Source organism: Azorhizobium oxalatiphilum (genome assembly GCF_014635325.1).
Classification (GTDB): Bacteria; Pseudomonadota; Alphaproteobacteria; order Rhizobiales; family Xanthobacteraceae; genus Azorhizobium; species Azorhizobium oxalatiphilum.
Genome location: NZ_BMCT01000005.1, coordinates 199083 through 223492, shown reverse-complemented (window position 1 = coordinate 223492; position 24410 = coordinate 199083). Strand labels below are relative to the sequence as shown.

At 65.6% G+C, this 24410-nt stretch carries 22 protein-coding genes; 11 read left to right on the top strand and 11 right to left on the bottom strand.

What is annotated here, in order from left to right; all coding sequences use genetic code 11:
- Nucleotides 1-4: 4 nt before the first annotated feature.
- The 8 genes from IEW24_RS17695 to IEW24_RS17660 all read right to left on the bottom strand — a co-directional run bounded on the left by IEW24_RS17695 (nt 5) and on the right by IEW24_RS17660 (nt 10179).
- A complete protein-coding gene (locus IEW24_RS17695) occupies nt 5-898 on the bottom strand; it encodes an ABC transporter permease (protein ID WP_188581046.1) in 894 nt (297 codons plus the stop codon).
- Nucleotides 895-1908, bottom strand: coding sequence for an ABC transporter permease (locus tag IEW24_RS17690; protein WP_188581044.1), 1014 nt, complete (start codon nt 1906-1908; stop codon nt 895-897). The genes IEW24_RS17695 and IEW24_RS17690 overlap by 4 nt, the downstream gene beginning before the upstream one ends.
- Nucleotides 1909-2088: 180 nt before the next feature.
- Nucleotides 2089-3711: an ABC transporter substrate-binding protein gene (locus IEW24_RS17685; protein ID WP_188581042.1), complete on the bottom strand. Its 1623-nt coding sequence runs from the start codon at nt 3709-3711 to the stop codon at nt 2089-2091.
- Between the two features lie 219 nt (nt 3712-3930).
- Nucleotides 3931-4785, bottom strand: a complete 855-nt coding sequence (locus tag IEW24_RS17680) for a CDP-alcohol phosphatidyltransferase family protein (protein WP_188581040.1) — start codon at nt 4783-4785, stop codon at nt 3931-3933.
- A 7-nt stretch (nt 4786-4792) separates the two neighbouring features.
- A complete protein-coding gene (locus IEW24_RS17675; protein WP_244644511.1) occupies nt 4793-5497 on the bottom strand; it encodes a phosphatidylserine decarboxylase in 705 nt (234 codons plus the stop codon).
- Nucleotides 5498-5643: 146 nt separating this feature from the next.
- The gene (locus IEW24_RS17670) at nt 5644-7401 is read right to left on the bottom strand and encodes a glucosamine inositolphosphorylceramide transferase family protein (protein WP_188581036.1); all 1758 of its coding nucleotides are present in this window, start codon (nt 7399-7401) and stop codon (nt 5644-5646) included.
- A gap of 418 nt (nt 7402-7819) precedes the next feature.
- Nucleotides 7820-9742: an ABCB family ABC transporter ATP-binding protein/permease gene (locus tag IEW24_RS17665; RefSeq protein ID WP_244644535.1), complete on the bottom strand. Its 1923-nt coding sequence runs from the start codon at nt 9740-9742 to the stop codon at nt 7820-7822.
- 62 nt (nt 9743-9804) lie between these two features.
- Complete coding sequence (locus tag IEW24_RS17660) at nt 9805-10179, bottom strand: ArsR/SmtB family transcription factor (protein WP_188581032.1); 375 nt, start codon at nt 10177-10179, stop codon at nt 9805-9807.
- A gap of 423 nt (nt 10180-10602) precedes the next feature.
- Between IEW24_RS17660 and IEW24_RS17655 the strand changes: the two genes are divergently transcribed.
- The 7 genes from IEW24_RS17655 to IEW24_RS17625 all read left to right on the top strand — a co-directional run bounded on the left by IEW24_RS17655 (nt 10603) and on the right by IEW24_RS17625 (nt 15534).
- A complete protein-coding gene (locus IEW24_RS17655; protein WP_188581030.1) occupies nt 10603-11214 on the top strand; it encodes an LOG family protein in 612 nt (203 codons plus the stop codon).
- Nucleotides 11215-11314: 100 nt separating this feature from the next.
- Nucleotides 11315-11920, top strand: coding sequence for a hypothetical protein (locus IEW24_RS17650; RefSeq protein ID WP_188581028.1), 606 nt, complete (start codon nt 11315-11317; stop codon nt 11918-11920).
- A gap of 134 nt (nt 11921-12054) precedes the next feature.
- Nucleotides 12055-12654, top strand: a complete 600-nt coding sequence (locus IEW24_RS17645) for a hypothetical protein (RefSeq protein ID WP_188581027.1) — start codon at nt 12055-12057, stop codon at nt 12652-12654.
- Nucleotides 12655-12834: 180 nt separating this feature from the next.
- Nucleotides 12835-13518 (top strand): hypothetical protein, encoded by a 684-nt coding sequence (locus IEW24_RS17640; protein WP_188581025.1) that lies wholly within the window; start codon nt 12835-12837, stop codon nt 13516-13518.
- Nucleotides 13515-14210, top strand: a complete 696-nt coding sequence (locus tag IEW24_RS17635) for a hypothetical protein (protein ID WP_188581023.1) — start codon at nt 13515-13517, stop codon at nt 14208-14210. Before IEW24_RS17640 ends, IEW24_RS17635 begins: the two co-directional genes overlap by 4 nt.
- Complete coding sequence (locus IEW24_RS17630; protein ID WP_188581021.1) at nt 14207-14875, top strand: hypothetical protein; 669 nt, start codon at nt 14207-14209, stop codon at nt 14873-14875. The genes IEW24_RS17635 and IEW24_RS17630 overlap by 4 nt, the downstream gene beginning before the upstream one ends.
- Nucleotides 14872-15534, top strand: coding sequence for a hypothetical protein (locus IEW24_RS17625; protein WP_188581020.1), 663 nt, complete (start codon nt 14872-14874; stop codon nt 15532-15534). Before IEW24_RS17630 ends, IEW24_RS17625 begins: the two co-directional genes overlap by 4 nt.
- 24 nt (nt 15535-15558) lie before the next feature.
- Here IEW24_RS17625 and IEW24_RS17620 read toward each other — a convergent pair whose 3' ends face one another.
- Together IEW24_RS17620 and cysS are read right to left on the bottom strand one after the other, a co-directional pair.
- Nucleotides 15559-16053, bottom strand: a complete 495-nt coding sequence (locus tag IEW24_RS17620) for a GNAT family N-acetyltransferase (protein WP_188581018.1) — start codon at nt 16051-16053, stop codon at nt 15559-15561.
- Nucleotides 16050-17438 (bottom strand): cysteine--tRNA ligase, encoded by a 1389-nt coding sequence (gene cysS, locus IEW24_RS17615; RefSeq protein ID WP_188581016.1) that lies wholly within the window; start codon nt 17436-17438, stop codon nt 16050-16052. The genes IEW24_RS17620 and cysS overlap by 4 nt, the downstream gene beginning before the upstream one ends.
- Before the next feature lie 499 nt (nt 17439-17937).
- On the opposite strand from cysS, the gene IEW24_RS17610 reads away from it, so the two are divergent.
- From IEW24_RS17610 to IEW24_RS17600, 3 genes are all read left to right on the top strand, one after another.
- Nucleotides 17938-18312 (top strand): hypothetical protein, encoded by a 375-nt coding sequence (locus tag IEW24_RS17610; RefSeq protein WP_244644510.1) that lies wholly within the window; start codon nt 17938-17940, stop codon nt 18310-18312.
- 1102 nt (nt 18313-19414) lie between these two features.
- A complete protein-coding gene (locus tag IEW24_RS17605; protein ID WP_188581014.1) occupies nt 19415-20764 on the top strand; it encodes an MFS transporter in 1350 nt (449 codons plus the stop codon).
- A 141-nt stretch (nt 20765-20905) separates the two neighbouring features.
- Nucleotides 20906-21874 (top strand): VOC family protein, encoded by a 969-nt coding sequence (locus IEW24_RS17600; RefSeq protein ID WP_188581012.1) that lies wholly within the window; start codon nt 20906-20908, stop codon nt 21872-21874.
- A 6-nt stretch (nt 21875-21880) separates the two neighbouring features.
- On the opposite strand, the gene IEW24_RS17595 is transcribed toward IEW24_RS17600, so the two are convergent.
- Complete coding sequence (locus IEW24_RS17595; RefSeq protein WP_188581010.1) at nt 21881-22693, bottom strand: beta-keto acid cleavage family enzyme; 813 nt, start codon at nt 22691-22693, stop codon at nt 21881-21883.
- A 172-nt stretch (nt 22694-22865) separates the two neighbouring features.
- Here IEW24_RS17595 and mhpA point away from each other — a divergent pair, with 172 nt between their 5' ends.
- Nucleotides 22866-24395: a bifunctional 3-(3-hydroxy-phenyl)propionate/3-hydroxycinnamic acid hydroxylase MhpA gene (mhpA, locus tag IEW24_RS17590; protein ID WP_188581008.1), complete on the top strand. Its 1530-nt coding sequence runs from the start codon at nt 22866-22868 to the stop codon at nt 24393-24395.
- Nucleotides 24396-24410 lie beyond the last annotated feature (15 nt).

The window sequence follows — 24410 nt, the reverse complement described above, 5'->3', positions numbered from 1 at the left end:
GTCCTCACGTACGGCGCTGGGGATCGACGATGTCGCGCAGACCGTCACCCAGCAGGTTGAAGCAGAACACGGCGAACATCAGCGACAGACCGGGGAACAGCGCGATCCACCATTCGCCCGAAACGATGAAGGTGGCGCCCTCGGCCACCATGATCCCCCACTCGGCGGTGGGCGGGCGCACGCCGAGGCCGATGAAGGACAGGCCGGCGGCGTTCAGGATGGCGTAGCCCATGGTGAGCGACATCTGCACCATCATGATGGGCAGGATGTTCGGCAGGATCTGCGTCAGCAGGATGCGCCATTCTGAATTGCCGGTGAGGCGCGCCGCCTGCACGAAGCCCGCCTGCCGGCGGATGGCAGCTTCCGCGCGGGCCACGCGGGCATAGAGCGGGAAGTTGATGATGGCGGTGGCGATGACGATGTTCGTCACCGTATTGCCCAGCGCCGCCACGATGCCCATGGCCAGCACGAACAGCGGGAAGGCCATGATGGTGTCGCAGATGCGCCCGACGATCCGGTCCGTCCAGCCGCCGAAGAAGCCTGCCGCGATGCCGGCGATGCCGCCCGCCGCGAACACCAGAGCCACCGAAAACACAGCAATGGCAAGGTCCAGCCGGGTGGCCACGATCACCCGCGAGAAGATGTCCCGGCCCAATTGGTCGGTACCGAACCAGTGGGTGGCGGACGGCGGCTGGAGGGCCGACATGGTGTTGGACGCCAGCGGATCATGCGGCACGATGAAGGGGCCGAACACGGCGGCCACCACCAGCACCAGCAGCATGAAGAAGGCGAGGCCCGTGACCGGATTGTCCGAGATCACATAATGCGCGTGCTTCAGCGTGGCGGCGAGCCCGCCGGAGCCGCGACGGCGCGAGGGGGCGGAAGGAACGGCGGTCATGCTTCGCTCCGGGCGCGCGGGTCGATGATGCCGTAGGCAAGATCGATGATGAGGTTGAGGGCGACGTAGAGGATCGCCATGGCGAGCACGAAGCCCTGCACCGGCGCGAAGTCGGAGGTGATCAGCGCCTCCACCGCATAGGAGCCGATGCCCGGCCAGGCGAACACCTTCTCCACCAGCACATTGGCGCCGAGCAGGAAGGAGAACACCATGCCCAGCGTGGTGACGACGGGGAGCATGGCGTTCCGGAACGCATAGGTGAGGATCACCGTCTTCGAGGTCAGCCCCGAGGCCCGCGCGGTGCGGATGAACTCGGAGGACAGCACATGAAGCATGGAGGCGCGGGTGATGCGGGCGATGGGGGCCAGCGCAAAGATGGCCAGCGTCAGCGTCGGCACCACCAGTTGGGCCGCCGCCGCGCGGAAGGTTTCCAGATCCCCGGCGAGCAGGCTGTCGATGAGATAGAAGCCCGTCACCGTCTCCGGCGCGGAGAAGAAGACATCCAGCCGCCCCAGGGGTGCGGGGGCCCAGCCGAGCCGGAAATAGAACAGATAGACCAGCAGCAGGCCGGTGAAGAACACCGGCAGTGACACGCCCGCCGTGGTGATGAGGCGGCAGGCGTGATCGATCCATGAGCCCTGTTTCACTGCCGCCGCTATGCCGAAGGGCACGGCGATCAGCAGTGCGAAGATGAGGCCGCAGAGGGTCAGTTCGGCGGAAGCCGGCAGGCGGGTGGCGATCTCGTGTGCCACCGACTGGCCGGTGGAGAGCGAGGTGCCGAGATCACCCTTCGACAGCGCCGAGACATAGTCCACGAACTGGGTCGGCAACGGCTTGTCGAGGCCGAGCTTGGTGCGGATCTCCGCGATGGCCTGCGGGGTGGCGGCGGGGCCCGCAAAATAGGCAGCCGTATCGCCCGGCAGCACGCGGGTGAGCAGGAAGGTGACGATGACCACGCCGATCAGGCTCGGTATGGCTGTTGCGAGACGGCTTCCGATCAGCTTCAGCACGACATCCTCCTGCCTGTCAGTTCCGGCCTGCGGGGGAGCGGTCCGGCGTGGCGCGCCGCCGCACGCGCCACGCCCTCGCTCCCCCGCAGGAGAGGTTCTGCTCCCGAAGGAGCAATTACCGTGCCCAAAGCACTTCGAGAGATTTCAACGGTCAGGCAGAGCCACCTGACCGCTTGCCGCTCAGCCCTTCTGGAGGGCGCGATAGTCCAGCCGGCGGTGGAACCAGTATTCGTAGCCGGTGACGTTCTTCTGCATGGCCACGTTCACGTAAGGCTGGAACAGCGGCAGGCGCGGCGCATCGGCGAAGGCGAGGTCCACCATGCCGCGCACATCGGTGTCATAGGCCGCCTTGTCGCCGCCGGCCGCCGCCGTGCGGGCGCCATCGATGAAGGTGTCCATGGCGGCGGACTGGTAGCTCATGGTGTTAAACACCGAGTTGGAGCCGTGGTAGCACCAGAAGAAGAAGTATTCCGGATAGTCCAGCCAGCCCGAGAAGACATTGGTGAAGAGCGGCAGCTCCTTCTTGTTCAGCTCGGTGCGCCAGTTGGCGCCGGGGATCTTGTTGATGGTGGTCTTGATGCCGATCTGCGCCAGGCTCTCCTGCAGCAGGATGCACAGCGGCTCGTTGACGCCGGCAAAGCCCAGATCGAACGAGATCGTGGTCTCGAAGCCGTCCGGATAGCCGGCCTCGGCCAGCAGCGCCTTCGCCTTGGCAAGGTCGGTGTTGTACTTGGTGGGCTGCGGCCACGCGACTTCGGTCTTGCTCTCCGGCGACGCGCCGAACATGGGCTTGGCGAGGCCGAACATCACCGCATCCATGATCTTCTGGTACGGCACCGCATAGGCCATGGCCTGGCGCACCTTCGGATTGTTGAAGGGCGGCCTGGTGACGTTCATGCCGATATACTGCACGCCGTTGGAATAGGGCGTGGAGATGATGTTGAGCTTGGGATTGCTCTTCAGCTCCATGAAGTCCTTGTTGGGCAGATCGTAGGAGATGTCGGCATCGCCGCGCTCCAGCAGCGCCCGGCGGTTGCCGGCGGAGGGCACCATGCGCCAGATCACCCGCTTGATCTTGGGCAGCGGGCCGCCCTTCCAGTTGTCGTAGCGCTCGAAGATCACTTCGGTGCCGGGGGTCCACTTCGTCACCTTGTAGGCGCCGGAACCCGCTGTGTTCTGCTTGGTGTATTCGAGGCCCCACGGATCCTGCGCGGTGGCGTTCTTCTTCACCAGCTCGGAATTGATCACGCAGGGCACGATCACGGCGAGGTCCGGAATGGTCAGCCGGTCCTTGCGGATGAAGTCCACGCGGATGGTGCGATCGTCCACCACCACGAACTGCTCCGGCTTCTCCAGCGAGCCGGCCTTCATCTGGAAGGTGGGGAAGCCGCCCACGGAGACGGAGCGGTCCAGCGACCACTTCACGTCCTTGGCGGTGACGGGGGTGCCGTCCTGGAAGGTGGCGTCCTTCTTCAGCTTGAACGTCACCGACATGTCGCCGATGTTCATGTCCTCGGCCAGTTCGCCCTCGAACTTGTCCTTGTCGTAATAGGGCGTGCCGTTCACCTCCTTCATGGGATGGGTGATCAGGCGGTCGTAGCAGTTCCAGCTGGCCTCGTAGCCGGGCACGTTGGTGCCCACGCCATGGATGTCGAGATTGTTCGGGCCGCTCTCGGAGACGATCAGCAGCGTCTCGTTCCGGGCCTGCGCCTTGGCAGGCGAGAACACCGCCGGTGCGGTGACGGCAGCGCCGGCGGCGGCAGCCGTGGCGGAGGCGGAAGTGAGAAACTCACGACGGTTCATGCAAGGAATCCCCTCTGGCAACTGAGCTTTGCCATTCAAGGGATGTGCCAATTGTATGCGTATCCAAAAAATATGAATTATTTCATATATTTATAGACAAAATACCCGCAGGCAGAGGGGCGACAGTCAACGCTGACTGCCTAATTTTCATGCGAAAAATTGCATCTGCATGCAAATCAGGGCGGCAGACCACTGGGCCATGGCCCTTCCTCCTGCGCCTCAGGCCGGCGGATCCGCCGGCACTTCGGTGCTGCCAGAGGCCTTGGCAGGCGCGCTGGCCACGTACTCCGCCATCAGCTTCCGGTATCGGAGTGTAGAAAGCGGCAGCAGGGCCAGATAAAAAACGCTGCACAGGGACAAAACCAGCCAGGGATAGCTGGCCAGCAGGCCCGCGAAGACGGCGAAGAGGACGAACAGCGGCAGCACCAGTTCGCGGCGGACGCGCTTGCCCAGCGTCTTGCCGGACCAGGCCGGCAGCTTGGAGATCATCAGCAGGCCGATGGCGATGGTGTACAGCAGCGCCATGAACGCGCTGAGAGTGACGTGCGGGACGCCCAGCAGCTCCAGATAGACCGGCAGCAGCACGCAGATCGCCCCCGCCGGCGCCGGAATGCCAGTGAAGAAATCACCGGCGAAGGGCGGACGGTCGGGATCATCAAGCATGACGTTGAAGCGAGCGAGCCGCAAGGCCGCGCAGATGGCGAAGATCAGGCAGGCGATCCAGCCCAGCGACCCCGCCTCGTCCAGCCCCCACAAATAGAGCACCAGCGCCGGCACGCAGCCGAAGTTCACGAAGTCGGCGAGGCTGTCCAGCTCCGCCCCGAAGCGCGAGGTGCCCTTCAGCGCCCGCGCCAGCCGTCCGTCCACGCCATCCAGCAGGGCCGCGAAGACGATGGCGGCCAGCGCCAGCTCCATGCGGTCCTCGATGGCCATGCGCACCGCTGTCAGCCCCGAGCACAGGGCCAGCAGCGTGACCATGTTGGGCAGCAGCAGGCGCAGCGGAATGCGCGTGAACCGGCGCGGACGCACGGGCGGCTGGCCATCGGGGTCGAAGGACGGGAACGGAAGGCTCATCGGACCCTCAGGAAACGCGGTAGGCGATGTCGCGGGCGGCGGTCGCGGTATAGTCGGCAAGCACGGTCTCGCCCGCCGTGGTGATCTGGCCCTCGGAGACCAGGATGCGGGTGCCCACGGGCAGGTAGACGTCCACGCGCGAGCCGAAGCGGATGAGGCCGAAGCGCTCGCCGGCCCCGATCTCCTCGCCCTCGTGCACGAAGGAGACGATGCGCCGCGCGATCAGGCCGGCGATCTGCACCACGCCCACCGGGCCATGGACGCCCTGCACGATCAGGCCGTTGCGCTCGTTGTCCTCGCTGGCCTTGTCCAGCTCGGCATTGAGGAACAGGCCCGGCTTGTAGGCGATCTTCTCGATCCGGCCGCTCACCGGCGCCCGGTTCACATGGACGTTGAACACGTTCATGAAGATGGAGATGCGCATCAGCGGAACGTCGGAGAGGCCCAGCTCGCGCGGCGGCACGGCGAGGCCCACCTGCGAGATGCGCCCGTCCGCGGGAGCCACCACGAGGCCGTCGCGCAGCGGGGTGACGCGGGCCGGATCGCGGAAGAACAGCGCCGTCCAGATGGCGAGGCCCACGCCCAGCATGCCCAGGAAGGTGGAGACCATCAGCAGTCCGGCCGCAATCACCACAGCAATGGCGATGAAGGGATAGCCCTCGCGGTGAACGGGCGGGAAGGCTTTGCGGATCGAGTCGAGAAGGGACTGCACTCTGGTCTCCGAATGGCGGCCGCCGACGGGCCATGAGCGGCCAGAGGTAGTGCCGCCCCGCCCCCTCGTCAAATGGCGATGCAACATAGCCGCCCCACGGCCGACGCGCGATCAGCGGCCCGCCAACGGGCACCGGTCCTCCTGCGTCACATCACCTGACGGGCCGGAACCAGGAACTTGGCATCCACCACCTCGATGCCCCGCGCCTCGTGATAGGTGTGGATGCCCGTTGCCGGTGCGCCATCCAGCGCGGGCACGTCGTCCGGGGTGATGGTCAGCACCCGGTGCTCGGAATAGGCGGTGGGGGTCATCACATCCACCTCGTGGAACTCCAGCGCGCGGCCATAGGTCACGGAACCGTCCTGGCTCGGCCGGAACAGGCGGCCGTCGCGGCGGAACAGGGCACCGGCGCCACGGGCGCTGCGCACGTCGTTGGAGAGGGGGTTCTCCGGATGGGGCACCCACGGCCCCTCCAGACTTTCCGCCGTGAACAGATGCAGGCTGGTGGCGCGGCTCAGCAGGTCCACCAGGGTCGCGAACAGATACCAGATGCCATCCTCGTGCCAGAGGGCGGCGTCCACCATGTTGCCCCGGCGCAGCACGTGCGCCTTCTCCCATTGCAGGGGGAAGTCCACCGCCCGGTAGAGGGCCAGTTCGCCGGATTCGATGCTCTCCGGCAGCATGAAGATTTCCCCTTCCCACTCGAAGACCTGCGGGAAGGACAGATGCTGGCCGGTGCTGAGGCAGACCTGCGCCGGGGCAATTCCGTTCTGCCGGATCTCGGCCACCGAGATCACCGCCGGATCGCTGCCGTAGCTGTCGTTCTCGAAGAACAGGAACGCCCGCTCCCCGCGCCAGAAGACGTAAGGGTCCGCATAGACGCGCCCGTGCGGCGAGGGCAGGAACTCGAAATCCGACAGATCGGCGGACCGCCTCTGCGGATTGACCGCCAGCCCGTTGTCGCCGCCGGGCGCCCGCCGCACCGCGATCATCCAGTGCTCCAGCTGGCGCGGCCGCAGGCGCTGGCTCACCTTGCGCCAGAACGTCTGGGCCAGCCACTGCATCACTTCGCGATTGGTGGGCGTGCGGTAGAGCGGGCGCTTGCCCGCATATGGACGCGGCGGCACGGCGCGTGAGACCAGATGATCGAAGCCGTGCTCGTGCAGGGCTTTCAGCTTGGCGATGACGAAGTGCGCCGAACCCCAGAACACCTGAATCCGGTTGCGCCGGAGCGAGATGGACAGGTCGGTGGCGAAAAGCCCCTTCTCCAGCACCATGCCGCCGTCGAGTTGCTCGTCGAGCACCTGCAACACCGCGCCGGACAAGGGATTGCGCTCGGCCATCTCCCAGAATTGCGGCGGGCCGCCCCGGTAGAACTCCGGGTCGCCGTGATGATAGGACCAGATGCCATAGCGCGCGGCGGTGAGGATGCTGCCGTGCAGGATGTTGAAGCCGAAGCGGATCAGCACATCCAGATCGCGCTTGCGGATCTCCTCCACGATGCCTTCGGGAAAGCGCTGCACGAAGCCCTTGGTCTCCGGCCGCACATCGAGAATCTCGATGCCCTGGAAGGAGATGCTGGTATCCACGAGGCGCAGGGGATCGATGGTGGGATCGCGCGCCAGCCAGCGATCGAGCGTGGTGTAGACGGCATAGGCGAAGCGGCTGCGCTGGGCCCTGTTGCGCAGCATGCGCAGCGCGCGCGCCGGAAACGGGCGCTTGCGCTCCATGCGGTTCTGCGCGCCCTCCTGCCGGACGATCAGCACAATCTCAGCAAAATCACAGGCTTCGATATGTTCGATCACCGCCGCAGCGGCAGCCGTGACCTGATCGCCATCGACCATGAGGCCCACGCGCAGCCGGGGGGCCACGCGCTCCGATTTCAGGTACAGGGCTCCAATCACAGGCTCGACTTCTCCCACCGTCAGCGCAAACCTAGACTGCACATCTGGCGTCGGCCTGACCATAGGCCTCAGGCGCACACCACCTTTGCAGGTGATGTTATCCGGGTAGCGATCCCGCATGCCCGCAGGTGAGAGGGCGGGCAAGCGGCGCCATGTTCAAGGAAACGTGAAGGGGTATCCGGAAACGGTTATCCGGATCACGTGTGCCATCGCCTTTGGACAGGGACGGCGCGGATGGACACGCCATGGCCCCATCACGGCACATAAGAGCGGCGGGCCTCGAAAGCCGCAGGTGCAACGCCCCCGGCGGCATGGGCCGGAGGGACAGCCACGGATGGCACGGCCATGGACAGGGACATGGCCCTCGCATGGCACACTGCCGGCGGCGGACGTCTCCCGCCCGCCACCGGAGACGGTATCAGGCAGCCGTGCTCGGCTCCTCGTGATGATCCACGCGCCGCTCGGTGACTGCCTCCGAAACAGGCACTTCCGGTTCGGGCGAGTCAGACGCGGCGAGCAGCTTGCGTCGCGCATCGTCCGCCTCGCGCTGGCGCTGCCAGAGCGCCGCATAGAGCCCGCCCTTGGCCAGCAGGTCCGCATGGGTGCCGCGCTCGGCCACCTGGCCCTGTGACAGAACGAGGATCTCGTCCGCATTGATGACGGTGGACAGGCGATGGGCGATCACCAGCGTGGTGCGCCCGCGCGAGACGCCGTCCAGCGCATCCTGGATCTCGCGCTCGGTGTGGCTGTCCAGCGCCGAGGTGGCCTCGTCCAGCACCAGGATGGGCGGGGCCTTGAGGATGGTGCGGGCGATGGCCACGCGCTGCTTCTCGCCGCCCGACAGCTTCAGGCCGCGCTCGCCCACTTCCGTCGCATAGCCGGCCGGCGTGGCGCGGATGAAGCCGTCGATCTGGGCGAGGCGCGCGGCCTCCTCCACCTCGGCATCGCTCGCCCCGGCGCGGCCATAGCGGATGTTGTAGGCTATTGTGTCGTTGAACAGCACCGTATCCTGCGGCACCATGCCGATGGCGGCGCGCAGGCTGTCCTGCGTGACCTGCCGGATGTCCTGCCCATCGATGGTGATGCGCCCGCCCTTCACATCATAGAAGCGGAACATCAGCCGCGAGATGGTGGATTTTCCCGCGCCCGAGGCGCCCACGATGGCCACCGTGCGGCCCGCCGGCACCTCGAAGGAAACGCCCTTCAGGATCTCCCGGTCGGGATCATAGGAGAAGCGCACGTCCTCGAACCGGACCGTGCCGCCGGAAACGTTGAGCGCCGGCGCATCAGGGGCATCCTCGATCTCCGGATCGCGGGCGAGCACGCCGAACATGGCCTCGATATCCACGATGGCCTGCTTGATCTCGCGATAGATCATGCCGAGGAAGTTCAGCGGCTGGTAGAGCTGGATCATCATGGCATTGACCATGACGAAGGCGCCCAGCGACTGCCGCCCGGCCCGCACGTCGAAGGCCGCCATCACCATGGTGGCGGTGAGGCCGCAGGTGAAGATCACCGCCTGCCCGGCATTCAGCCACGCCAGCGAGGTGAAGGTGCGCACGGTGGCCTTCTCATAGCGCGCCACCGACTTGTCATAGCGCGCGGCTTCCCAATGCTCGGCGCCGAAATACTTCACCGTCTCGTAATTGAGCAGGCTGTCCACCGCCTTGGTGTTGGCCTCGGTGTCGCTCTCGTTCATGTCGCGGCGGATGGCGATGCGCCACTCACTCGCCGCATAGGTGAACCAAGTGTAGAGCGCGACGGTCGCCGCAACCACCGCCACATAGCGCCAGTCGAAAGCGAACATCAGCACCACCAGCACCAGCACCATCTCCACGATGGTGGGGGCAAGCTGGAGCACCAGCATGCGCACGATGGTCTCGATGCCCTCGCGCGCCCGCTCCAGCACCCGCGTCAGGCCGCCGGTCTTGCGCTCCAGATGGAAGCGCAGGGAGAGCGCGTGCATGTGCTCGAAGGTCTCGGTGGCAAGGCGGCGCACCGCGTGCAGCGCCACGGCGGCGAAGATGCCGTCGCGCAGCTGGGTGATGCCGGCCATGACGATGCGGCTCAGGCCATAGGCGATGGTCAGCAGCACCGGGGCGGCCAGCAGCCAGGCGAAATCCGCATCCCCCTGCCCGTCCGGCACATGGGCCAGCGCATCGGTGGCCCATTTGAAGATGAAGGGCACCGCCATGGTGGCGAACTTGGCGAGGAACAGCAGCACGGTGGTGGCCACCACGCGCTGTTTCAGATCCGCCCGGTCGGCGGGCCAGAGATAGGGCCACAGCGCGGCAATGGTCTGGCCCAGCGCGCCCTTGGCGGCGGAGACGCCCTTGAACATGCGTCGGCGGGAGGCCGCCGCCGTGGGGCGGGGCGTTGCAACGTCAGACATGGATACCCACTTCAGGAACAGGCGGCGTCGGCCGGATCATCGGTCCAGCACGCGGCTTGAGCGGCGCCGAGCGCCAGAAACATGGCTTGCACATCGGCCTCAAGGGCGGCGAGCGCAACCCTGTCGAGGACATAGCAGGTGCGCTGACCCTTGCTCTCGGAGCGGACCAGCCCCGCCTCGACGAGGATCTTGATGTGCTGGGAGACCGTGGACTGCGCCAGAGGCAGCCCGCGGACGATCTCCCCGCACAGGCACTGCTCCGCCTTGGCCAGTTGCCGGAGCACGGCAAGGCGGGCGGGATGGCTGAGCGCCCTGAGGCGCTCCGCAAGCGCCGGATCGCCCGCCTGCGGGCAGCCGGTGGGAGAGAGTGTCGTGACATCGTGCATCGTTCATCGTCGATAGACGATGGAGATGACGGGCGCAAGACGGAGGGCGGGCGGCCGGGCGGCGCGTCGATGACAAAATGTAGGTCCACCGCAGACCACCCTCCTCTCCCGCAACGTCAGGCCCGGTCTTATCCGGGGAATGAGGTGCGGCCTGATGAGGGGACGGCCGGAACACCTGCCGACCGCACGGGCGTGTGACAGGCGCCCGGTTGCATGCCAAAAGGCTGGTCAATCGAAGGGTGATGCCGACAGGCGGCATCGAACGCGGGGCGAGGCGCAGGGCGCATGCCCCCATGAACAAGAAAGGAGCCGGCCCCAGGCGCCGGATCCGGTCAGGCCCGCCCGATCGGAGAGGTCGCCTCCACCGCCCGCAAGGGACGGCCGGACATTGGATTGATGCAAATTCTGCGTAACACTGAGTCCATGGCGACCATCAGGAATGTCTGCGTCTATTGCGGCGCCTCCCACGGATCGGACCCGCGCTTCACGTCGGAAGCCCGCGCGCTCGGCCTTTCGCTGGCGCAGAGCGGCGTCGGCCTCGTCTATGGCGGCGGCGGCATCGGGCTCATGGGCGAGGTGGCCACCGCCGTGGCGCTGAATGGCGGCCACGTGACCGGCATCATCCCGGAATTCCTCATCTCCCGCGAACGGGCCTTCGCCCATGACGCCGAACTGATCGTCACGCAGGACATGCACGAGCGCAAACGCCTGATGTTCGAGCGCGCCGACGCCTTCGTGGCGCTTCCGGGCGGCGTCGGCACGCTGGAGGAACTGGTGGAGCAGCTCACCTGGGCGCAGCTCGGCCGGCACTCCAAGCCCATCCTTGTGCTGAACACGGACGGCTTCTGGGATCCCTTCCTGAAGCTCCTCGACCACATGCGCGACACCCGCTTCGTGCGCGAGACGAACCCGGTGAACCTTCTGATGGCGCGCGACGCCTCCGAAGTGCTGCCGCTGCTTCGCGCGGCGGTGGCGCCTTTGTCCGACGAGGCGCTCGACACGCCGGGGGATGCGGAGGCGGTGGCGCGGATGTGAGGGGGGGGGCCAGCGCCCACGCTGCCACCTCCGACGCGCTTCCGTTTTGCCCACCGGCCGCTATTCTCCAGCGCAGTATGACGCTTGGGGGAGACGACGGGTGAGCCGGTTCCGCATTCTACAAAGGTTTGCCGCCACCGCCTTTTTGTCATGCCTTGCCGGCACGGTCGCGCATGCGGAATGCATCTCTCCCGCTTTTATCTCGGAGAATTTTGGCATTCGCCTTGTCGCGGCGGACGGGCGGATCAGGGTGGTAAAATATCTGCCGAACGAAAGGGTTTCAGTTTCGATAGTCAGCAGCCAGAACCGACTGATCTACACGTGGATTTTTGAAGAGAACGGCTTGAAGATCGTCGAAAATCGCTTCGGCGCGGACATCGTCAAATTTGCTTACGACCGGGACAAGGTCTTTGACTTGAGCAAGCCGTCTTTCTCCTATACCCGACAGGGCTCGGTCGAAGGCAAGAGCAGGACCCCGCCCGATCGTCTTGCCATCCGCATCCTTGGCAAAGACATACTCTCCATTGCGGGCTGCACGTATCCGGTCGTCGTATATGAGGAGACCACGGACAACGGCATCCCTGCCGAGGGGCAGGTGACACTCGTCTATTTCAGCACGGAGCTGAAGGTGGTGCTGAGGTCCATCGAAAAACGGGCCGATGGCCGGAACGACGACTATCGCGTCGTCTCGGCCAAGATGGAGTGAGCTGTAGGCAGCGATGGAGCGTCCCGCGCCATTCGAACAGAAATCCGAAACCGGGCACAGATTTACATGCTCTCTACTCTTTTGATCGCGTCATGCTACGCCTCATCAAGCGTCGCCATCGGAGAAGATCGATAATGAGGATCAATCGTTTTCTGAGTGGTTTGGCCTTTTCGGCATGCCTCTCGATTTCGGCGACGACGGCCAGCCAAGCCGGATGCATTCCCACTAACATGGAAAATTTCGGCATCCGCCTCACAGAGGCTTCCGGCGGAATTATACGATTGAAATACCTAACAGACGACAAGGTCGAGGCCTCCTATTATCTCGACGAAAAAACATTAATGTATACGAGCATTTTTACGGAAAATGGACTGAAAGTAATTGAAGATAAAATAGGACAATCAACGCAAAAATATATTTACGATAAAAAAATCGCATTCAAACTGAATGAAAAACAATTTTCATTCACAAGCCAAAGAATGACAGAAGCGGGCCCAAAGGGATCACCAACAACCGCATCTATCAAAGTCCTGGGAAATGACACGCTCACCATATCCGGGTGCAGCTATCCTACGGTCCTCATGGAATCGAAGATGAGCACCGACGATCCGAGCAAGGACGACTTCGCGATTGTGTATTTTAGCTTGGAGCTGAAAACAATACTGAAATCTATCAGCAGATCCCCTGACGGCGGTCGGAGTACGTTTGAGATCGTGAATATCGCCATCGATTAGGGAGCGCCTTGCACGTCCACCCAAACCTGGATGACACTGACGGATATCAATCCGGCCAGAACAGCAAACGTCCCGCCATCAGTGCGGCAAAGCTCTGGCAGCCCACCCCATTCCCCATCGAAGAGGGACTACCCGCGCTCCCGTTCGGACCATAATCGTCACCGAGATAAGGCCGACCCGATGAGCACCAAGACGCAGATCCGCGCCGTCACGAAAGCCTTCCTGAGCCGGCACCCGGAATTCATCCTTGTAGATCGCATGCTCATCATGACGCCGGTGCAGCACATCATCCGCGCCATCGTTTTCCTGCCCGGCACGGACAAGGATCTGTTCGAGCCCAACTGGGGCTTCAACTACCTGTTCACCCCCCGGAGCCAGGCCAACCTGCTCTGGCACATGCCGATCCGTCGCACATCGGGCAGTTGGAACATTCATGAGGACGGCATCGCCGAGGAACTGGCCGAACAGCTCGAAACGCAAGCCCTGCCCGTGCTTCAGCCGGTCAATTCCATCCAGGACTTCATGGACTTCACGACATCGAGCGACTGCTTCTTTCTGCCGGGCTGGAATGCCAGTTTCTGGCGCCAGCCACTCTTCGAAGCCATGCTTGGCGATCTCGATGGCGCCCGGCGCTCGCTCTGCCGCCTCTGGCACCCCAAGATCATCCCCATCAACGCGCCGCTTGGGCTCGAGATGCCGCAGAAACTCGGCCCCCTGCTGGCGCGCGACGACCGGGAAGGCATCGCCAAGGTGCTGCACGAGTGGGAGGAAAAATCGGCGAAAATCTATGGCGTCGAGAAACACTGGCAACCCACGCCCTTCCCCATCGAGGAACAGGTGGAACGCGGAATGGCGCAGCCATGACCACCGCCAAGCAGGCCCGCGCAATCGCACAGGCATTTCTCGCCAGAAATCCCGATACGTTCTGGACAAAACGCTGCATCGTCTTGAAGCCCATCACCCATATCCTCCGGGTGATCGAGCTGAAACAGATCTCCGGCAAGGATGGTTTCGATCCCGACTGGGGGGTGACGTACATGTTTGCCCCGCGCCGGAACGGAGCCATCGCATGGGCGGAAACCATCACACGACGCCGACCCGCCGCATGGCGGATCGGCGCGCCCGATCTGGATGAGGAACTGGCGGAGCGCATCGATGAGGTCGCCCTGCCGATCCTGCGATCAATAAATACCATGCAGGACTTCATGGCCCTGACCTTGTCCGGGCGCAGGTTTTTCCCGAGATGGGACGATGATCCGGGGCGCCAGCTGCTGTTTCAGGCCGCCATGGGCGATCTGGAGGGCGCGCGCCGGACCTGCTGCCTGCTCTGGCACCCAGAGCTGATGCCCAGAAATGCACCGCACGGCGATGACCTGCTGGATGTGCCGCAGAAGCTCGGCCCGCTTCTGGCCAAGGACGACCGCGCCGACATCGCGCAGCAACTGAGGGCGTGGGAACAGCAGTCTGCACGCCATTTCGGCGTCGAGAAACACTGGCAACCCACACCCTTCCCCATCGAGGAACAGGTGGAGACAGGTCTGCTGAGCGCGACATGACCACCACCGCCCAGATGAAAAAACTTGCCGCGCCCCTGTTGGCGCGGCAGCCCGATCTGGCGATGGTTCGCCGCACCATCATAGTCCAGCCAGTGACGCACTTTGTGCGCGGCATTACGCTGGACAACAGCAGCGGCAAGGTCGCGTTCACCCCATTGTGGGGCGCCACCTACCTCTTTCGGGAGCGCACGTTTTTCTCTTTGAACTGGAACCGCCACTTTCCGCCCGTCAAACCGGGCATCTGGGAGCTGGCGCACCCCGAACATCAGTCCGCTTTCATCGCATTTGCGGAAACCGAGGTCCTCCCGCAACTGCGGGCAATGAACAGTCTCGACGCCTTCCTCGCCTTCACCGAAAGCCCCGAGATCGACTATTCCTGGACAGCCCTGCCGATGGCACGACTGCTCATTCAGGCTGCGCTGGGAGATCTGCCAGCCGCGCAGAAGAGCTACGACCTCCTCCGCTCCTTCAAGAAACGGCCGGGTGGCCAGGAGGGCGAGTTTTTCGTCAAGCTGCTCGCGGGCTTCGGACCGGCGCTGGAGAGCGGCGACCGTCAGAGCATCGCCCGCCTACTGCACCAATGGGAGCGCGCGACCGTCGAAGCCTGCAAGCTTGCCCCCTACTGGCAGTCCACGCCCTTCCCCATCGAGCAGCAAGCGGCATGAGCACCGTCGCCCAGATGAAGAACCTCGCCGCGCCCCTGTTGGCGCGGCATCCCGATCTGGCGATCGTCGGCCGCTCCATTATTGTGCGACCGATTACGCACGTCGCGTGCGGCATCATGCTGGAAAACAGCAGCGGCAAGGTCGCGTTCACGCCGCTCGCGGGAGCGACCTATCTCTTTGGCGAGAAGGCATTTCTTTTCTTCAACTGGAATTGCCATTTTCCCGCGACCAAACCGGGCATTTGGGAGCTGGGCCATCCGGACCACCAGTCCGTTTTTATCGAACAGGCGGAAGTGCTGCTGCCAAAGTTGCGCGCGATAAACAGCCTCGAAGCGTTTCTCGCCTTCACCGAGAGCCCCGAAATCGATTATTCTTGGACAGCGCCGACGATGACACGCCTGCTCATACAGGCCGCGCTGGGCGATCTACCGGACGCGCGGAAGACCTACGATATCCTGCGCTCATTCAAGACCCGCCCTCCCGGCCAGGAAGGCGCATTCTTCGCCAAGCTGCTCGCAGGCTTCGGACCGGCGCTGGAGGAAGGAGACCGTCAGACCATCGCCCGCCTGCTGCACCAATGGGAACGCGCCACGGTCGAAGCCTGCAAGCTCGCGCCCTACTGGCAGCCCACGCCCTTCCCCATCGAGCAGACCGGCTGAGCCTCCACTCAGCCGGCCCTACTCTCACTGCATCGCGCTGCCTTCGCCGAAGCGCTTCTCGACCGTGGTGTTGCCCAGCCACACGTCGCCCAGAGGCACGGTGTTGCGGCTCATGGGGACGTAGCCGCGCTGCTGGAAGAAGGGCAGCGCCGTGTCGCTGGCATCCGCCTTCAGGCTCGCGGCGCCGCGCGCCTGCGCCAGCTTCTCGGCGGCATCGCACAGAACCGTCGCCACGCCCTCGCGCGCCATGTCCGGGCGCACATAGAGCAGGTCGATGACCGTGTTGTTCTTCACCGAGACGAAGCCCGCCACCTCGCCCTCGCGGGTGGCAACCAGCGTGAGCTGCTCGGTCAGGCGGGTGGCGAAGGCCTCCTCGTCGTCGGCCGCTTCCGCCCAGGCTTCCTGCTGGTCGTCATCATAATCCTCGTCGGTCAGCTCGAAGATGGCGGCGCGGAAGATGGCGGCCAGCACCGTCACGTCGGACGGCAGCATGGGGCGTAGCTGGGTGGTGTTGGTCATCGGCTCAGCTCCCAGCTGGTGGTTCCATCCTTGTTGTCCATCAGTACCACACCCTGCGCGGCCAGCTGCTCGCGGATATGGTCGGCGGCGGCGAAATCGCGCGCCTTGCGGGCGGCGTTGCGGGCCGCGATCAGCTCCGAAATGGCTTCCGGATCCACAGAGACCGCAGCCCGCTGGCGGGCACGCCATTCGGTCTCGGTCTCCTGCAGAAGCCCCATGAGGTTGGCCGCGCCCTTGAAGCGGCGCTTCATGTGCGAGGAGGCTTCCTCATGCTCGGCCACATCAGCCAGATGATGCAGATGGGTGATGGCGGAGGGCGAGTTGAGATCGTCGCCCAGCCGGTCGGCGATCTCGCTCTCGAACGGATTGCCCTCGCCCGTCTCGGCGTCCACGTCGCCGATCACGCGGTACCATTTGTCCAGCGTCTTGGCGGCGAAACCGATGCCCTGCCGGGTCCAGTTGATGGGCTGGCGATAATGGGTGGAGAGCATGGCGAGGCGCAGCACCTCGCCCGGCCAGTCGGCCAGAAGCTCGCGGATGGTGACGAAGTTGCCGAGCGACTTCGACATCTTCTCGCCTTCCACCAGCAGGAAGCCGTTGTGCATCCACACCTGCGCCATGGAGCCACTATCGAAGGCGCAGCGCGACTGGGCGATCTCGTTCTCATGGTGCGGGAACACTAGGTCGATGCCGCCGCCATGGATGTCGAAGGTTTCCCCCAGATGCCGCCACGACATGGCCGAGCACTCGATGTGCCAGCCGGGCCGGCCGGGGGTTTCGATGCCGCAGGGCGAAGGCCAGCCGGGCTGGTCGGGCGTGCTGGGCTTCCACAGCACGAAATCCATGGGATCGCGCTTGAAGGGGGCGACGTCCACGCGGGCGCCGTTCAGCATCTCGTCCAGCGGGCGGCGGGAGAGCTTTCCGTATTCCGGCATGGCCGGCACGTTGAACAGCACATGCTCCTCGGCCACGTAAGCATGGCCGGAGGCGACGAGGCGCTCGATCAGCACCTGCATCTCGCGGATGTGGTCGGTGGCGCGCGGCTCCACGTCGGGGGGCAGGCAGCCCAGCGCGGCGGTGTCGTCGCGGAACCAGCTGTAGGTCTCTTCCGTCAGCTCGCGGATGGAGATGCCCCGTTCGGCGGCGCGCGTGTTGATCTTGTCGTCCACGTCCGTGATGTTGCGCACATAGCGCACATGGTCCGGCCCATAGACCCGCCGCAGCAGGCGGTTCAGCACATCGAACACGATGACCGGGCGCGCATTGCCGATATGGGCATGGTCATAGACGGTGGGTCCGCACACATAGAGGCGGACCAGATGGGGATCGAGCGGACGGAAATTGTCCTTCGCGCGCGTCAGCGTGTTGTAGAGCCGCAGCTCCATGGATCCGCTCCCTGTGACGCCATCCGGCAGAAGCCGGCGGCAGACGTGCCGCTGTCACGCGGCCAGATAGAAATGTCCCGCGGGCCGGGGCGTCCAGTCTTCCTTTTAAAGGGATTGCCGCATCAGAGGAGGCAGCACAAGACGGCCGCGACCAGCCCTAAAGGCTAACCGCAAATCATCGGCACCAGCGTGCCGGAACATGAGAAGAGGCCGTTCATGGCGGCGGAGAATGCTGACGGCACGCAGGCGCGTCAAGCCTTTTCGCCCGGCAGCCCCCCGCCCCGTCGCCGCACGCGCCACGTGCATCGGGCAGCCGCACGTGATGGGGGATGCCGCTCCGGCAGTCTTGACCGGCAAGCGGACACCCGGCTATGCCCCTTGCCGCATTGCACACGGGAATCGCGCGGCCTCGGGGGAGGATGCGAGGCCGCCCGTCGCTGCCGGGTCCACACGCGGAGGCTGTCGCGACGCCTCCGGATCGAAGGTAAGCATTCCACATATGACGAAATTTGCTTCCCGGTCCCTTTCCGGGCTCCTGCCGTCCCGCCTTCGCTCCGCCTCCGCTCTGCTGATCGCCGCCGGCCTGATCGCCGGGACTGCCGCGCTCGCGACCGAGACCCGCATCTTCCTGATCGAGAATTCGGACGGCTACGGCATCGACACCTGCCTCGCCAATGGCGAGCCGTGCGGCGCGGAAGTGGCCAACGCCTGGTGCCGCACCCATGACTACACCGCCGCGCTGGATTTCGGCCGCATCGCGGTGACGGGCTCCACCGGCATCACCACCATTTCCGGCGGCGATGCGGAGAAGCGGGCCCAGGCCTGCACCGGCGACCGTTGCCAGCCCGTGGTGGCCATCGCCTGCACGCGGTGAGCGGGCGCGGCACGACAGCCGCTCCCTGTCTTCTTTCCTGCTCTGCCTGAATGCCCCCTGCCTATCCCTCCCCCGCGAGCGGGAGAGGGGCCGGTCGCGCCTGACCATAAGGACACGCCCCATCCCGTGATCGCGCCGCAAAGCCCTTTCCCGCTTGCGGCGGGTAAGGTTGGGGGCGCCGCGCGGCTCTGTGGGGGGACAGCTCGCCTCAAGTGGGGGCCATCTCCCGAGATCACGACGCACGCAAGCTTGACTGCCGCAGAGGCCGCCTCCGTCCCCACGAGGACATTCTTGCGACCTGCGAAGCGCGCCTGATATCACGCGATCGTGAGCGGCCCGGCGAACTCATCACCGCTGAGTTCAAGAGCGGAAGCCCGAAGCTCTCGCAGGACCGCGCGATCCCTTGAGGCAGATACGCGAGCGAGGGCACTAACGTGCGGGCCGACCGGCACTATAAACAATGCCCATGAGGCACGACCGCCGGGCAAAGACAGTCAGCGTCTTAAAAGAACCGATTATCTTTTTTCGATCACTTGAAGAGCGATTTTCTTTTCAGCTCCGCGGACAATTTTCGGCGGGCAATTCTCGACAGATGATATTCTGGAATGGCGTCGCAGATCATTTCTGAAGGCTCACTGGACCTGCCGGCCTCGCTCCCGGCGCGGATGGAGCGCGCCATCGCGCCCTGACTGCGGCCTTCCATCCGCGACCGGCCCCCTGGCCCGCCCGGCTGACAGCTCCCCGCCGGCCCCTTCCATGGGGCACCGTGCCACAAGAGCCGCCGGGCTGCCGCCGCAGCCCGGACCGCCTTGTCCAACAGGCGGACAATCGTAGTTTTCCGCTGTTGCGCGTGCCCTGCCTGGCCTACTCCCGAATTCAAAGAAAATAATCCGGGAGGTTGAGGTGCACCGCGGGAGCTGGCCTTCAAGATAGCTGAGTTCGCCAAACCGGAGTGCTGTCAGCACACCAGCCGATCGAGCTCCAGCCTCGTCTTGTGCCGTGCCTTCCCAATGTCGGCGCACCTGCTCGTCGGCTTCCAGCCACGAGCGCTGCCGCACGCCCGAAAACACAACAACAACGGCATCCGGAGGGCCCAAGGACCATGCCTGCCAATTCCCATGTGCATCGGAAGCGCGAAGTGTCACGGCTGAGCCGGGGACAATGGCGCATCATCTGCCTCGCCAGCCTCGGCGGCTCACTCGAATTCTACGACTTCATCATCTACGGCATCTTCGTTCAGTATATCTCCGCGCAGTTCTTTCCCGCCGATGACCCCTATGTATCCCTGATCCTGTCGTTCTCGGTTCTGGCGCTGGGCTTTCTCGCCCGCCCCTTCGGCGGGGCGCTGCTCGGCACGCTCGGCGACCGCTTCGGCCGGCGGCCGGTCTTCATCGCCTCGCTGGGCCTCACAACGCTCGCCACCATCGCCATCGGCCTGCTGCCGGGCTACGAGAGCTGGGGTCTCGCGGCGCCGCTGCTGCTGGTGGCCCTGCGGCTGGTGCAGGGCATCTGCCTCGGCGGCGAACTGCCCGGCGCCATCACCTATGCGGTGGAGACGGCGCCGAAGCGCGCGGGCCTCGCCTGCGGCTTCATCATCTTCTGCGTCAACGTGGGCGTGCTGGTGGCCACGCTCGTCAACCTGGGCATCCAGTATGCTCTGCCGGCGCAGGACGTGGCATCCTATGGCTGGCGCATCGCATTCCTGTTCGGCGGCGTCATCGGCATCGTGAGCTTCGCCTTGCGCCGCAAACTGGAGGAATCCCCCGAGTTCACCAATTTGCACGGGAAAGCGGCCAAGCATCCGCTGGGCGAGATCGTGCGCGGTCATGGCCGCTCCGTGCTGTTGGCCGCCGGCGTGGCGGCGATCATCGCCGGCTTCAACGGCCTGCTTTATGGCTTCATCCCCGCCTTTCTGGTGAAGTCCCTGGGCTATCCCGCCCCGGACGTGGCCCTCGCCATGGCGGTGGCGCTGGTGCTGAGTTCCGCGGGCCTCATCGTGGCGGGCTGGGCGGGTGACTTCATCTCTCCCCGGATGATCCTGAGGGGCGGCTCGCTGCTCATGCTGGTGCTCGTGGTGCCGCTGTTCCTCCTGATGGTCAACAAGGGCGCCAGCATCGTCCTGGTGCTGGGCCTGCTCTCGCTGGCCTTCTCCCCCGTCAGCGGCATCTGGCCGAGCATCATCGCCGGGCTCTTCCCGACCCAGGTGCGGTTCACCGGCATCGCGCTGTCCTACAATCTCAGCGTCACCCTCCTGTCGGGCTTCGCGCCGCTTGCAGCCACCATGCTGATCGAGCGCACGCAGATCCCTGCGGCGCCCGCGCTCTACATCGCCTTCTGCGCGGCACTGAGCCTGTGGAGCAGCTTCCTCATCTCGGGCCGCTCCGTCCCCGCCACCAACCGGGAGGCGGGCACCGAGGCCCCGTTCGAGGCCTCCGGCGTCCCGCCGCTCTGACGGCTGTCCGCCCCACGGACAGTCCGGCGCAGGCGGGCGACGATGCCCGCCTGTTGCCCTTATGAAGAAGAGCAGGCCCGGAGCGCCGCATGCGACCGCCGCCCGGCCAGTCTCACACACGACGGCAGGAAGGAACACGCCATGGGCATCATCGCGCTCGGCTATCTCGGCATCCGCTCGGACAGGATGAGCGACTGGCACGCCTTCGCCTCCGGCCTTCTCGCCATGCAGGCTGTCGATGTCTCGAAAGCCCAGTCCACCTTCCGCATGGACGACCTGCGCCAGCGCCTGTTCGTGGTGGACGAACCCGGCCCCGTGCTGGCGGCCATGGGCTGGGAAGTGGAGGAGAAGGCCGATCTCGACACCTTCGGTGCGCGGATCGAGGCCGCCGGCTTTCCCGTGCGCCGCGCCCCGCGCGCATTCGCCGACCAGCGCTTTGTTGAAGAGATGATCACCTTTAATGATCCGGACGGCAACAGCGTCGAACTGTTCTTCAATCCCATGCGGGCGAGCGATCCCTTCGTGCCCGGCCGGCCCATTTCCGGCTTCCGCACCGGCGCGCTCGGCATGGGCCATGCCGTGCTGCACGCCGTCCACATCGACGCGCTGCTGCCCTTCTACCGCGACGTGCTGGGGTTCCATGTGAGCGACTATGGCCTGACGCCCTATCCGCTTTATTTCTTCCATGTGAACGGCCGGCACCACAGCTTCGCCATGGTGGGTTCGGGCCAGAACGGCTTCCATCACTTCATGGTGGAGTTCGCCAATCTCGACGATGTGGGCCAGGGCTATGATCTCGCCCAGCTTGAGGACGGGCGGATCGCCTATACGCTCGGCCGCCACACCAACGACTTCATGACCTCCTTCTACGCCAACTCGCCCTCCGGCTTCTTCGTCGAGAATGGCTGGGGCGGCCGCGTCATCGACCCGCCGAGCTGGGAGCCGCACGAGACCTTCGCCGGCCCCAGTTTCTGGGGGCACGAGCGGCTCTACCTGCCCGAGGAGCCGCGCGCCCGGCTCCGCCAGATGCGCCTCGACGCCGCCGCCAGGGGCATCCGGGCACCGGAGGTGGTGGATTGCCCCTGGCTGTATGGGCAGCTCGGCGGCTGAGCCGCCCTACAGCCCCATCCGTCCGCGTGCCTCCGGCAAGGTGAGCGGCGTGAGGCCCAGCGTCGCCGCAGCAGCCACGAAATGCGCGACCAGCGCCGCATTGTCGGGGGCCACCCGCCCGTCCGGCAGGTGGAGGTTGTTCTCGAACCCCATGCGCACGTCCCCGCCCAGCAGTGCGGCCGCCATGCAGCAGGCGGCTTCCGCCGGGCCGAAGGCGCAGACACTCCAGTCGAGGGCATGCCTGCGGGCGGCGAGAAAGCGCAGGATGGAGGCCGGCTCGGAGGGCAGGCCGGTGTCATAACGGCCGAGCACGAAGAGCTGCGCGGCGTTCCCGCGCGGGATGGTGCCCGCCTCCAGCAGCGCATCGAAGCGCTGCACGTCTTCCGGATCGTACAGGATGTACTGCACGGCCATGCCGGCTTCGGCGCATTCCGCGAGGAAGGTCGCGGCGGCATCGACCATGCCCGCGTCGCCGAACAATTCGCGCACCGCCACCGAGAAGGCTTCCGGCCGCACCGCGCGCACCATCGCCATCTGCTCGGCCGGCGTATAGAGGCCCACGGCCTCCGTCGTCACCTGAAGGATCGGCGTATCGCCACCGCGCGCCCGGATCTCCGCAAGCACCTCACGGTATCGGCCCGCATCGAGGCTGTGCCGCCCCGCCTCATCCCGCACGTGCAGGTGAATGGCCGTGGCGCCGGCTGCCCCGCAGCGCAGGCTTTCGGTGGCGATGTCCAGTGCCGACATGGGCAGCGCCGGATGATCGGCCCGCGTGCGACGCGCGCCGTTGATCGCCGACATGATGAGAATGGGCCGCATGAAACCTCGCCTCTGATCCGTATTCATCTTCTCTAGCCGCCGCTCCGCTCCCCTTGCCTGCCCCCGGACAGGCCTGTCCGCCTGACGGACATTCCGCTCGGCCGCGTTGATGCGCGGCCGCGCCTCTGGGATCTGTCGCTTCCGGAAACGCGACAAAAGCCGGGAGGACGCGATGATCGAGAACCGCTCGAAATCCGCAGATCAGTTCGACATCGCCATCATCGGCCTTGGCCCTGTGGGCGCAACCCTCGCCAACCTGCTCGGCCTCCAGGGCATCTCCACTTTGGTGCTCGAACGCGAGACCGAAGCCTATCATCTGCCGCGCGCCGTGCATTTCGACGACGAGGTGATGCGGGTGTTCCAGACCATCGGTCTGGCGCAGGACATCCTCCCCTGCACGCGCGTCAATCCCGGCATGCGCTTCGTGGATGCGGACGGCGCCCTGCTGATGGACTGGCCCCGCCCGCAGGATGTCGGCCCGCAGGGCTGGCACGCCAGCTACCGCTTCCACCAGCCGGATCTGGAGCGCATCCTCCGCGCGGGGCTGTCACGCTTTCCCAACGTCCAGACCCGGACCCGCTGCGATGCCTTCGCCTTCACCGACACCGGCGAGGACGTCGTCATCGGCTATGAGGAACTGGACACCGGCACGCTCCGGCAGGCGCGGGCGCGCTATGTGGTGGGCTGCGACGGTGCCCGCTCGCTGGTGCGGCGCTTCATCGGCGCCTCCATGGACGACCTCGGCTTTCACGAACGCTGGCTGGTGGTGGACGCGGTGCTGCGCCGGCCGAAGCCGGAGCTGGGCGACCACACCATCCAGTATTGCGACCCCGCGCGGCCCGCCACCTATGTGCGCGGCCCCGGCGACCGGCGGCGATGGGAGATCACCGTGCTGCCGGAGGAGGATGGCCGCGCCATGGTCAATCCGCAGAAGGTCTGGGGCCTTCTTGCGCGCTGGCTCAGCCCCGATGAGGCCGAGCTGGAACGGGCGGCCGTCTATACCTTCCATTCCGCCGTCGCACGGGCATGGCGCGCCGGCCGCCTGCTGCTGGCCGGCGATGCCGCGCACCAGACGCCGCCCTTCATGGGCCAGGGCATGTGCGCCGGCATCCGCGACGCGGCCAACCTCGCCTGGAAGCTGGCCGCCGTCGTGCAGGACCGCACCTGCGATGCCCTGCTCGACACCTATCAGAGCGAACGTGCACCGGACGTGCGCGCCTATATCGAGACCGCCGTCCGCCTCGGCGGGCTGATCAACACCTGCGGTACTGAAGCAGCGCTCAATGCCGCCTTCCGGGATGCGGACGGTGTGGTGCGGCTGCGCAGCCGCGAACCTCGCCTCGGGCCGGGCCTCGCCATCGGGCGGGCCGATCTCAGCGGCACCCGCAGTCCCCAGCCGCGCCTCGATGACGGGCGCGGGCTCGATACCGCGGTCGGCTACGGCTTCGCCTTGCTCGCCCGTGACGCGCTCTGGAAAAGCGCGGGCGAGAGCACGCGCCAGTGCTTCAGGCAGGCGGACATCACCGTCGTGACCGAGGCCGACGGCCCGGACATCGCCCCGATCCTGTCGGATGCCCGCGCCTGCGCCCTCCTCATCCGCCCCGACCGCTATGTGGCCGGCGCGGCCAGCGACGATGGCGAACTGGCAGCTCTGGCCAATGTGCTGGCGCCCTACCGGCCCGCGCAGGCCTCCGCCGCCTGATCACCCCCGTCCCTC

Excerpts from the sequence above, each read along its gene's own strand:
- IEW24_RS17685 (WP_188581042.1), bottom strand. The coding sequence starts at position 3,711 with ATGAACCGTCGTGAGTTTCTCACTTCCGCCTCCGCCACGGCTGCCGCC.
- IEW24_RS17640 (WP_188581025.1), top strand. The coding sequence starts at position 12,835 with ATGAGCACCAAGACGCAGATCCGCGCCGTCACGAAAGCCTTCCTGAGC.
- mhpA (WP_188581008.1), top strand. The coding sequence starts at position 22,866 with ATGATCGAGAACCGCTCGAAATCCGCAGATCAGTTCGACATCGCCATC.
- cysS (WP_188581016.1), bottom strand. The coding sequence starts at position 17,438 with ATGGAGCTGCGGCTCTACAACACGCTGACGCGCGCGAAGGACAATTTC.
- IEW24_RS17605 (WP_188581014.1), top strand. The coding sequence starts at position 19,415 with ATGCCTGCCAATTCCCATGTGCATCGGAAGCGCGAAGTGTCACGGCTG.
- IEW24_RS17660 (WP_188581032.1), bottom strand. The coding sequence starts at position 10,179 with ATGCACGATGTCACGACACTCTCTCCCACCGGCTGCCCGCAGGCGGGC.
- IEW24_RS17680 (WP_188581040.1), bottom strand. The coding sequence starts at position 4,785 with ATGAGCCTTCCGTTCCCGTCCTTCGACCCCGATGGCCAGCCGCCCGTG.
- IEW24_RS17595 (WP_188581010.1), bottom strand. The coding sequence starts at position 22,693 with ATGCGGCCCATTCTCATCATGTCGGCGATCAACGGCGCGCGTCGCACG.
- IEW24_RS17610 (WP_244644510.1), top strand. The coding sequence starts at position 17,938 with ATGACGAAATTTGCTTCCCGGTCCCTTTCCGGGCTCCTGCCGTCCCGC.
- IEW24_RS17600 (WP_188581012.1), top strand. The coding sequence starts at position 20,906 with ATGGGCATCATCGCGCTCGGCTATCTCGGCATCCGCTCGGACAGGATG.
- IEW24_RS17665 (WP_244644535.1), bottom strand. The coding sequence starts at position 9,742 with ATGTTCAAGGGCGTCTCCGCCGCCAAGGGCGCGCTGGGCCAGACCATT.
- IEW24_RS17620 (WP_188581018.1), bottom strand. The coding sequence starts at position 16,053 with ATGACCAACACCACCCAGCTACGCCCCATGCTGCCGTCCGACGTGACG.
- IEW24_RS17645 (WP_188581027.1), top strand. The coding sequence starts at position 12,055 with ATGAGGATCAATCGTTTTCTGAGTGGTTTGGCCTTTTCGGCATGCCTC.
- IEW24_RS17695 (WP_188581046.1), bottom strand. The coding sequence starts at position 898 with ATGACCGCCGTTCCTTCCGCCCCCTCGCGCCGTCGCGGCTCCGGCGGG.
- IEW24_RS17630 (WP_188581021.1), top strand. The coding sequence starts at position 14,207 with ATGACCACCACCGCCCAGATGAAAAAACTTGCCGCGCCCCTGTTGGCG.
- IEW24_RS17625 (WP_188581020.1), top strand. The coding sequence starts at position 14,872 with ATGAGCACCGTCGCCCAGATGAAGAACCTCGCCGCGCCCCTGTTGGCG.
- IEW24_RS17655 (WP_188581030.1), top strand. The coding sequence starts at position 10,603 with ATGGCGACCATCAGGAATGTCTGCGTCTATTGCGGCGCCTCCCACGGA.
- IEW24_RS17635 (WP_188581023.1), top strand. The coding sequence starts at position 13,515 with ATGACCACCGCCAAGCAGGCCCGCGCAATCGCACAGGCATTTCTCGCC.